This window comes from Nitrosomonas communis, assembly GCF_900114745.1.
Taxonomy (GTDB): Bacteria; Pseudomonadota; Gammaproteobacteria; order Burkholderiales; family Nitrosomonadaceae; genus Nitrosomonas; species Nitrosomonas communis_A.
Genome location: NZ_FOUB01000096.1, coordinates 1 through 10,157, shown reverse-complemented (window position 1 = coordinate 10,157; position 10,157 = coordinate 1). Strand labels below are relative to the sequence as shown.

Annotated in this window: 8 protein-coding genes and 3 pseudogenes; 6 read left to right on the top strand and 5 right to left on the bottom strand. The window is 42.9% G+C overall.

Features of this window, described 5'->3' with window-relative positions:
* A partial coding sequence (locus tag BM122_RS19190) for a DUF4915 domain-containing protein (protein WP_143083551.1) occupies positions 1-246 on the top strand: 246 nt, incomplete at its 5' end.
* Between the two features lie 348 nt (positions 247-594).
* On the opposite strand, the gene BM122_RS22835 is transcribed toward BM122_RS19190, so the two are convergent.
* Positions 595-984 carry a hypothetical protein gene (locus BM122_RS22835; RefSeq protein ID WP_143083550.1) on the bottom strand — a complete coding sequence of 130 codons (390 nt, stop codon included), beginning with the start codon at positions 982-984 and terminating at the stop codon, positions 595-597.
* Between the two features lie 878 nt (positions 985-1,862).
* A complete protein-coding gene (locus BM122_RS19185; RefSeq protein ID WP_074907109.1) occupies positions 1,863-2,174 on the bottom strand; it encodes a hypothetical protein in 312 nt (103 codons plus the stop codon).
* Positions 2,175-2,604: 430 nt separating this feature from the next.
* Here BM122_RS19185 and BM122_RS19180 point away from each other — a divergent pair, with 430 nt between their 5' ends.
* The 3 genes and pseudogenes from BM122_RS19180 to BM122_RS26350 all read left to right on the top strand — a co-directional run bounded on the left by BM122_RS19180 (position 2,605) and on the right by BM122_RS26350 (position 6,379).
* The gene (locus BM122_RS19180) at positions 2,605-3,393 is read left to right on the top strand and encodes a hypothetical protein (RefSeq protein ID WP_074907108.1); all 789 of its coding nucleotides are present in this window, start codon (positions 2,605-2,607) and stop codon (positions 3,391-3,393) included.
* Positions 3,394-4,287: 894 nt separating this feature from the next.
* Positions 4,288-4,818, top strand: a complete 531-nt coding sequence (locus BM122_RS23640) for a hypothetical protein (protein WP_177198217.1) — start codon at positions 4,288-4,290, stop codon at positions 4,816-4,818.
* Between the two features lie 320 nt (positions 4,819-5,138).
* Positions 5,139-6,379, top strand: a pseudogene (locus tag BM122_RS26350) (ISAzo13 family transposase).
* A 78-nt stretch (positions 6,380-6,457) separates the two neighbouring features.
* Here the strand turns inward: BM122_RS26350 and BM122_RS19160 are convergent.
* The 3 genes from BM122_RS19160 to BM122_RS19150 form a co-directional block, all read right to left on the bottom strand.
* Positions 6,458-7,624 (bottom strand): endo alpha-1,4 polygalactosaminidase, encoded by a 1,167-nt coding sequence (locus tag BM122_RS19160; protein ID WP_218152168.1) that lies wholly within the window; start codon positions 7,622-7,624, stop codon positions 6,458-6,460.
* A gap of 637 nt (positions 7,625-8,261) precedes the next feature.
* Positions 8,262-8,705, bottom strand: a complete 444-nt coding sequence (locus tag BM122_RS19155; protein ID WP_074907105.1) for a LacI family transcriptional regulator — start codon at positions 8,703-8,705, stop codon at positions 8,262-8,264.
* Complete coding sequence (locus BM122_RS19150; protein ID WP_074907104.1) at positions 8,702-9,565, bottom strand: recombinase family protein; 864 nt, start codon at positions 9,563-9,565, stop codon at positions 8,702-8,704. Before BM122_RS19150 ends, BM122_RS19155 begins: the two co-directional genes overlap by 4 nt.
* 111 nt (positions 9,566-9,676) lie before the next feature.
* Between BM122_RS19150 and BM122_RS19145 the strand changes: the two are divergent.
* Together BM122_RS19145 and BM122_RS19140 are read left to right on the top strand one after the other, a co-directional pair.
* A pseudogene (locus tag BM122_RS19145) lies at positions 9,677-9,862 on the top strand (transposase); the annotation flags it as partial.
* A gap of 21 nt (positions 9,863-9,883) precedes the next feature.
* Positions 9,884-10,032 (top strand): annotated as a pseudogene (locus BM122_RS19140) (transposase); the annotation flags it as partial.
* Between the last annotated feature and the right edge of the window lie 125 nt (positions 10,033-10,157).

Here is a 10,157-nt window from a genome sequence, read left to right as displayed (position 1 = left end):
AAGCCACGCCACAATAAAACCTTTGGCGGTTTGGCGTTGGATGCCAACCTGAAATCACGCAATGCTGAAGCACGCTGCGGTGTGCAGGTGATCGATCTGCGTACCGGTGATGCGGTACATTGGCTGCGCATGGAAGGCGTAGTTGACGAGCTTTATGATGTGGTTGCGTTGCCTGATGTGCGCCGTCCGATGGCATTGGGTTTCAAGACTGATGAAATTCGTCGCGTGTTGAGTATTGAGGCATAGTGTTACCTTCAATGAAGAAATCTTCGGCACAATAAAACTGTTTCTAACAGAACTATTGTTTTGAACGATTTAAGATTTAGCTTATGCAAGCAAAGTTCTAAATTGTCGCATCGTGCTGCTCAATTACGATGAATTGATTTCAAAATGAGTTTCATCATTAGATAAATCAAATCGCTCTTTCTGCTTTTCTTATCCCGAACTCACGTTAATTAAGAATGACTAAAGATGCTTCCCAAATGAGTCTGGGGTATAACTTGACTCGTCTAAGGAAAGTAATAGAGCTGCTGCATCCTAAGCTTTTTTTGATTCCTGCTGATTTCGCTTATGGCGAAGGGAATATAGATTAAATCAATAACCTGCTGAACCTCGGCTCGATGAACTTCCAGAGCCGCTGGATTTATCTCCAGTTGAGTCATCGTATGAACCTCTTATGGTGTCAGTGGATGAATCTGGCGTGCTACCAAGAGAATCACTGCCGGGAGAGCTTCCGGTTGAACCGCTGCTAGAGAGATTCACCGTTGAGCTGCTGGATGAACCTCCGGTTGAGGTGTCAGATCGTCGTTGAGAGTTACTTTGATGTGAGGTGTTCCCGGCAGCGGATCCTATTGCATCTCCTTGTCCCGATGTCTCCCTGGGTTCCTCAGCGCCTGTAGCATAAGTTGTGCCCGTAAAACCAAAAATAATTACACTGAAGATTGTTGTGATTTGCTTCTTATTCAATGCAGAATAATATTTCATGGTATTTCCTCCAGGCAGCCTACTAAATTACTCTATATTACTCTGCAATTTTCCCGTCTTTCTGTACGTTTGCCAACATAAGAAATAGTAGCGAGGAGATAAGGCTACTTATATATTAGATCTCTTGACTTTAAGAAATAATTCACATCCACGATTTTCTCTTTTTAAACCATTTATACCTCAGTTAAGTCCGCGTCAATGCATAATAAAAATATAAGTTATTGATTAACAATAACTTATAGCCGATTAATTTTTAAGCAGAGCAGTAAATATCATTACAGCTAAATATCTTAGCTGTAATATTTATCAATTATCCACAAAGTTATCCACAGAAATTGTGGACAAGTGCTGCTTCAGTTTAAAGGGAATTTGAAGGCTTAGCTTTGGTTGTATCGCATCATAAGGCAGGATCTTGATACTTTTATGCCGGTTTGTTTGATATACAGGATGAAGTTTTGGTGCAATCCGCTTGTTCTGATACCGCAGTATGGATGACGCGTAATGGTTGTGTTGATTGTTGAAAGTGGATTTAATTGTTTAATAATATTGCTTTCGTTGTTTTAATTTGTTTGATTTCTTTTGTGCGATTTGTTCTTCTCGTGATTCTAGTCTCGCTATGACGCGATCTATTGAAACTTAGAGCAGTATGGGAACAATAAGAATTGCTGTGTTTGATGCCCATAATTTTAAAGATATGGGTCTTGCTAGGTTTGCTCGTTATCCACATTTTCCGTGGATAAGGCTGTGGATAACAGCCATATCTTGAGTGTGGGCAAAGCTTATTTCGAGCGCTACAAAAATATGCTAAAGCTTTTTCCTACTTAGCCGATAAAAAATTTGTATCAAGGTAATTTTAATTGTTATTGTATTGATACTTATCATAATCCTTTGTAACCCGGTGGGTTGTCCTCTCTACTCACCGGGCCCCTCTTTATTTGTTCGTCATTCCTAGAATTTGAAGCTTTGCGATCGCCAACAATCAAGCCAGCTTTGATTTTGCTTGAACTTCTTTGATCGGAAATCAATCTTACTAATGCTGCTGTAAATTGGAAATGTCTCAATGCACTTTTGTTATCGCTTTTCTGTAATTTGAGATAGCGGTTGTGCATTTGTATATGTCTTTTCTCCTTGCGGTGCATGGCATATAGTTTCAGCCTCTCCTTCAGATTGCCATGTGCCGCTTCATTCATAATGCTTATCAATTATTAATAGCATTTACCTTATCATTTTTGAGATTTCTGGTTTGTGACTCAATGCTGGCAAGCATGCTGCCTTCTTCTGTTCTAATTAATAAGGCAATGAAAATACGTGTATTTATAGCGTATTGATCATTTTATTATCAGCAATAGATTTTCTTCAAATAAAAATTGTAAGCATCTGCATTATTGCTTTGATATTTATTACTTGTTTAAATTGTTTAACAAAGTCAGATTGCCTGGAACTATGGTTTATCCATTGCTTCGAGGATGTCTGCTTTGTTAATTGCTTCTTCTTAGTTACTTCTTCTTTCTTCGATAATTTCTTTTAATTTAGCCAGCCAAATGAGAATTAGCTAACGTAGCTTTTCATGTATTAAGTTTATTCTTATGCGATTGGCTGTACCTTTAAGGAGGCATAGTTATGTATAAATCACCTTCCAAGTTGTTAGGAACGATAATATTGACTGGTGCAGTTATGTTTACCAGCATAGTATTAGCTCAAAGTATCATGAATCCTCAAGGCCAAGGTGGTAAACAGGGTCATGATGATAAGAAGGGCCAAGACGATAAACACAACAAGCAGGATAATGACCAACTCGCTTGTTATCAGTGGGATATTTTTCCGGACGAGCGCTTCAACCTCAATGTCAAAACCCATAGTTCTCTCTCTAAAGGAACTAAAAAGCAAGATTCTGGAACCAGTGGAAAAGATTCTGGCCATGCCCAACAAAAAGCTTACAGTGTCCATGGTAAACATGTTGTTCATGATTTCATGGCAACAGTTGAAGGAACAGTAATCACTGCTGGCGAAACCTCCGGCACTACGGGTACTACAGGCGGCACGGCCGATTCAACAGGAGCTCATCTGGGCCTCCTCGCTAAATGGGTCAGAGGAGATGGAAAATCTGCTGATTTCGTTCGATCAGTGACAGTGGACTGTACCACGGATGAAGCGAGTGCAACGCCACATACCTGGACTTGTGAAAGCAGAAATGAGTTTGATGTTTATCATGGGTTCTCCAGGCTTACCAAAGTTGATGAGACAAGAGATCATGCTTGCAATACCTTTGAAGACGGCAAACATCGTGGAACCGCAGCTTTAACAGCTGATTCCATAAAAGGGGCTCAGGCTAGCATCATAGATCAGGCTCATCATCAAAATCCGAATCCGAAACAGAATCCTAATCAAAATCCGAAACCGAAAAAGTAATATTAACTGTCACGCACAGTTAGATAAAGGCCGTATACACGGCCTTTTTTAGTATGGGTTTATTCGCAAGTGTTAAGTCAGTATCTCACTATTATATAGTTTGCCGTTTTACCATATCTCACTTTGTTGTGAACATTTAACGGCTCTGCCCCATCATGAATGTCGTCACTATAGTGCATTGGTAGCTCGCACAGTCTCTCAGCACTACGCCTCTTGTTAACCTTCTCTGTGATCATCGTTTCTTTTAATTATGGTTAACGATGAACCAAAGCTATTCCCTATCGCTCAGTTAATCAGATTGTTTGCCCAAGCTGAGCTGATTGAATGTATCCGTAAGCTGATGATTATTATATAAATGTATGCCATTGCATTATTGACGTGAGATGTTTTATCTCCTAGCATGATCATAAATAAAGTTAGGCCAATAATTAGTGTCGACCCGAAAACCCTCCATTATTTCAATAAAAAAATGTGCTATATCTGTTCTAAGAAATGAAGATTTCTAAAAATTTGAGGCAGAGCGATGTTAATTAATTGAGTTACATTGGTTTATTTAAATTTCTAGAAATCTTCTTTTATTTTCAAAATTACACGTAATCTCCTGTTTGTTTTAGCTTGAGGGTTTTCGGGTAAGCACTTGTTAAAACGGTGTTTGCTTTTGCTTTATAGCAAATTTCAGCCTGCTTTATTTTAATAGATCTATTCGGCAAAGAATGTTTAAAGAAACCAACTATTGATTAAGGTTGCCTCTATTTCCAAGGCTTTACTATAAATTTAGTTGGGTTGTTAAAACATTGTTTTGCTTTATGGATATTGTTGAGAAGCAGGATCTATTTTATTTTTTATGGATTCTTTCATTCTTTGAATCCCACTTATTAAAAAGGAGAATAATCAATGGGTACTTACAATGATCAGTACAAAGAATATGATGCACAAGGATATGATCAAAAAGGATATGATCGACCAGGGTATGATGAAGAAGGATATGATCGTCCAGGATATGATCGAGAAGGATATGATCGTCCAGGGTATGATCGCCCAGGATATGATCGAGAAGGATATGATCGTCCAGGGTATGATCGCCCAGGATATGATCGAGAAGGGTATGATCGAGAAGGACATGATCGACAAGGAGAGTATAAACATGTCGACGCAAATCCTGGCGACTCTTGCCGTGGTGAAGAAGGTGCAGATGATTTTCATTTCCATGACTATGGGCACTGGACGATTGATAACTATAATGGGCAAGAAGGAGATATGCTCGATTTCACTGAGTGGGGTTTAACTCGTGAAGAGATAGCTAGTCAAATTACCAATGTCTCAATTGAGGCTGATACCTTCATCATCAACTTTGGTAATGATGTGTCGATTACGGTAATAGGTCAAGCACCTACTTGGGATAATGTCATTACTGTAGAGGGTTGATAGCTATAAATAGATAGGGAAACCATTCCCTTTCTTGCTAATGTTAGAAATTTAGGTCAGAGTAAAGTAAATATAACATTATTCTGACCTGAGAGAGAGTGTGATCCTATGTCGAACTCGCGGAAAATATGGCTTATCCCATCAAAATAATATAGATCATATTTTGATATTTATTTCCTATGTTGACTTCATTAGGAGCCGATGAAGAGATGAGGTCGAGAAAGTTTTGTATTAGCTTACAATCTTAGGTGATTTCCGAGAAAGGCTATTCCCATTGGGGTAGAATTGGGCTTCCACTTATTTAACCACTGAGCTTGATCATGCTGTCCGCCTCTGCCCCGACTGTTGCGCCCCTGAGTACGTCCCAAATCGAAGACCTGAGACTAGCGAGTTCGAAAATGCTCGGACCGGAACGCCGATCTTTTCAGGCGATGATGACGTTGAAATATTGCCGGGGCAATCCCCGCCAGGCGGAGCGGGTGTTTGGCTGGAATCGCGACACGATCGAACTCGGGCTGAATGAACAGCGCACGGGCGTGATTTGTCTGGGGGCGCAAGCAACGTACTGCGGAAACCGCCTCTGGGAGGAGAAGCACCCGGATGTGGCGCAGGCCCTGTGGGCATTGGCGGAATCGCACTGTCAGCAAGACCCGACCTTCCGTACGGCGCTATCGTATACCCGGCTGACCGTGGCGGCGGCGTTGGATCGGTTACGCGCCCAAGGTTTTCCGGAGGATTGCCTACCATCGCCCAGCACGATGGCGGAGGTGCTGAACCGAAATGGCTACCGCCTACGCAAGGTGGTCAAGGCCAAACCCCAAACAAACTCCCGGAAACGGATGCCATCTTTGCCAATATTGCGGACAAGGACGGAAAACCCATAGCGGACCCAGCGTGTGTGGAAATTGGGCAGGTCATGCGCCTGAGCATCGACTGCAAGGCCACTGTGAAGATCGGGGAATACTCACGGGGTGGGAAAACCCGCGGTGACACCCAAGCCGCCGATCACGATATGGGCTGCGAGGAAAAGCAGGTTCCGTTTGGGATCGTGGAAGAGGATAGTGGGCAGTTGCATCTGACGTTTGGAAGCTCCTTCAAGACCAGTGACTTCATCGTGGATGGCTTGGAGGACTGGTGACAGGCCATCCCCAGGGAAAAGCAGGCCGTGATGACACACATCCAACTCAAAGTGGACAATGGTCCCGAAAGCAGCGGGGTGCGCACCCAGTTCCTCAAGCGCATGGTGGAGTTCGCCGATACTACCGGCAAAATCATCCAACTGCTGTACTATCCGCCATACCACAGCAAATATAATCCCATCGAACGATGTTGGGGAATTTTGGAACAGCATTGGAATGGAGCCCAACTGGTGGATACCGCAACCATGCTGGCATGGGCGAAAAGTATGACCTGGAAAGGTAGCCACCCGACGGTAAAATTGAGCCGTAGGCTCTACCAGAAAGGCGTGTCTCTATCCAGGAAAGCCATGCAGGAAATCGAAGCCAGATTGGAGCGCAACCCGCTTTTGCCCAAATGGGACATTCTGATTCGGCCTACCTGATGGGGATGTTTACTTTCGGAAATCGCCTTAGCGGATCTAATCCGGTAACGCATTGTCTAACGCGTAAGGCAGCACTGATCATTTATTTTCAAAACAACTAAATCGCTGACTATTATCTAAATCTTTTGGCAAAATCAAGGTACTAAATTGCGCACCCCTAGATGTATTACAAAGTGCTTGGCGCGCAGCAGGATTGTCCATATAACTTTGCTGATATTCTGCATTTAAAACAGGCTTGCCGTTAGTAATAAAGTGAGTTAGCGAATCACACTCATTGAACTCATGACATTGTTCATTAATACTAAAGTCAAAATAATGGATTAAATCAGGAATTTGTTCCATATCATTTTTAAGCCCAACCGATAACCCTCTTTTATGGGCTTCATTGGCAATAAATTTATTAAATGCTAACTGATCCTTGGCGCTTATATCAAAACCGGAATTATTGGCATACGCATCCATATTATCGGGTTCCACGCCATCACAGCCTTTTAACAGAGCCAGATTAAGCCGTGAGATCATGATCTCCGCTACATTGTATGAGCGAATATCAAGCCATCGCTCATCTGGCCAATCGATTAAAGGATGACCCAATTCCTCAGGTTTGAATTTATCTTTATCTGCTCGATTATCTTCATAGCTCCCTGCCGAGAAATAACAGATAACCTTCTTACCAGAAGCTTTGAGTGTGTTAATCAAGGATGGGGAAGAATCAAATAGATCAATATCATAAAGTTGAACGGGATAATTGATATCGATTTCATTGGCTTCATCGGTTGTTTCTTTCATAGTAGCTTTTCTGGTACCTTTCAGCAGCTGCCATTGCCAGGTGATGGCTACAGGCGGCTTGTACCAATTACCGGTCACCGGTGATGCATCAGGATCAAGTAACGGTGCTTTAGAGAGAATAAATAATTCAATATTGGAGTAATCACTGCTACCGACATCATTATGTGCTTTGACCGCAACAATGAAAGCAGCAGCATCCCATAACTCAATTGAGCCAGAGGTGGCGTTACCCATGTCAACATTTTTAATACTTTCTGGTCCGGTAAAAGGAAAAGGCGCATAAAATAACTGATAACCATGGGCGTTTGCAACTGGAGACCAAGCAATGGATATCTTGGTGCGATCTTGCGTCAATATGATAAGAGGTGGCTTTGGTGGATCGGCTAAAGCATAACTATGAGCCAATAGAAGAGAAAGTATCAGTATGAGTAATATGACATTATTATTTGTGCTCATAATTTGAACTGGAGGCAAGAATTAATAAACAATGAAGTAATTGAATCGAAATCCATTCTCTTGAGTACTTCTTAATTAAGAAATATCAAAAACAACAGATCAGATCAGCTAAGCTCTATGACATGAGCAATATTAAGGGATGAAGAATTGGTCAGCAATAACACGATTGCATACATTTGATCCGTATTCCTTATGAGGAGGCGCACCACCAAAAACAACTTATATTAGCTAGTTGCCGCGCTACGGAGCTAACAAGGAGCAAATCTCTTTTTCTAATTTATTCAAATACTACCTACCATATGCTCTCGAGAACCTTGGAGATTAATTTTTTTACAGGGTATCACGTAAACTTTCAAGTCGATGTGGGGAGATTATTTTTGTAGTTGTTCTAACAAAAATTATGTTTCGTTTATTTTTTACCCTTCACGCACAACACGCCCAGGGAGAACGCCATCACATTCAGGAAATATGCTGAAAAGAAGGACCTAGTTCAGATTGCCGCAACAAAATCAAAGGCCTGCGGAAGTGAGCATGGCGGCGATGAGCTTTTTCAGGAATTCACCGCTTTGTGGGGCAGCATTCATACTAATAGAGAGCATTCCTTTTACTGATCATTTATTCAAAATACTTTTTCAGTTCATGTAGGTAGAGTACTCTTGATACGCATCCATTGCTCCTCCCACAGTACCGGCGGATCAACCGCCAGATCGAACAAGATAATGTTATCTGGCAAAGTATCATCCAGGATCGCAGCAACGATATCCGGCGCAAGCGTGGTCAAGTTAACCATCCGACTCACGTAACTATTGTCAACGCTCTCTCGAGTAGCAATCTCCTTCAGAGATTTGACTTTACCCGATTCCAACATAGAAAGCCAACGGTGACCTCTAGCCAACGCTAACTGTAGCGGTGTTGGCGCGGTATCCCAAGTCTGTACCTTAACAATTTCACCGTTGGGCAACGTGACCAGTTTGCGTCCACTGCGGCGTTTAATCTGAATTGGTACAGAGAGGGTTAACTTGCCATCGCTTGCCTGAAGAATGTCCGGCTCACCTGTTTTGTTGATTTGGATATTGCTCATACTAATGCCTCCTCTTGCTGTGCAATTGGCTTCGGATTCATTTCCAGCACCAGCCGCTCTATACCGTTGGCACGCAGCCTCACTTGAAGATCGTTTGGCGATACGATTACCTTTTCAACCAGAAGCTTTACGATACGAACCTGCTCCGCCGGAAACAGTTGCTCCCAAATCGCATCAAGTCGAGTCATGGCCACGGTCATTTTAGCCTCATCCAAGGCTGGGTCGAGCTTGATTGCCTGCGGCAACACCTCCCCCATCAATTCTGGCGCACGCAAGATCGTACGCAACTGATCGAGTACCGCAGATTCCAGTTCTGAAGCAGGTAGACACGACAATCCTGATACACCAGCATGTTCCTTGGCGTCCCGTTGCGGAATGTAATAGCGATAGCGGCGCCCATTTTTCTTGGTTGTATGCCTTGGTGATAAGGCGCGGCCGTCATTGCCAAACACGATCCCTTTGAGCAGATATGGCACCTTTGCTCGTGTATCATTCCCACGAATGCGACCATTTGTGGTAAGGATAGCATGCACCTTGTCCCACAGATCACGCTCGATAATGGGTAGATGCTCAGCCTGATACCACTGCTCCTTATGCCGCAATTCACCTAGGTACGTTCGGTTGTTGAGTACTTTGTAGATTAAGCTTTTATCGATCGGTTTGCCTTCACGGACTTTGCCATCCTGCGTGATCCAGGATTTCGAGGTCACCCCAACCAGCTTTAATTCCTTAACCAGGGTTGTGCTGGAACCTAGCTCGACGAAACGCTGAAAGATATGGCGGATAATCTTGGCTTCACGCTCGTTCGGTACTAATCGGCGATTTTCCACATCGTAACCGAGCGGTGGAATGCCCCCCATCCACATCCCCTTTTTCTTGCTAGCCCCAATATTGCACGAAGGGAAGTGGCAATTCCCTATTAATTCTTTATAATTCAGTTATCTACGCTGAATAAAGAAAAGGAATTGCCAGTGACAAAGTGTACCCGGGAATCATTTAAATTTCCAGATGTAAAGAAGCGTACTGTTGAAGTGAATTTTGAGGGTGGTGATATTACATCAGATGGTGGCGTCATGTTATTGCGCCAAGTGGATAAGCACATTGGGCTGAGTAAAGCGGTTGCTCAAGTACTGGAAGACACTCGTCGGCAGGCAAGTTGCCAGCATGATAGTTTGGCGCTATTGCGCCAACGGGTTTATGCATTGGCATGTGGTTGGTTATGAAGACCTCAATGATCATCAGCAATTACGCTATGATGTGGCGATTCAATCAGCGGTTGAACGCGCAGAGGTATTAGCGAGCAGTTCCACTTTGTGCCGCTGGGAGAACCAGGCGAATCGACTAACAGCCTAGCATGTTCATCAAGTGATGATAGAACGGTTTGTGGCTTCCTTCAAACGAGTGCCCAAAGAACTGATTCTGGATTTTGATGCTACTGATGATGCGGTCCAT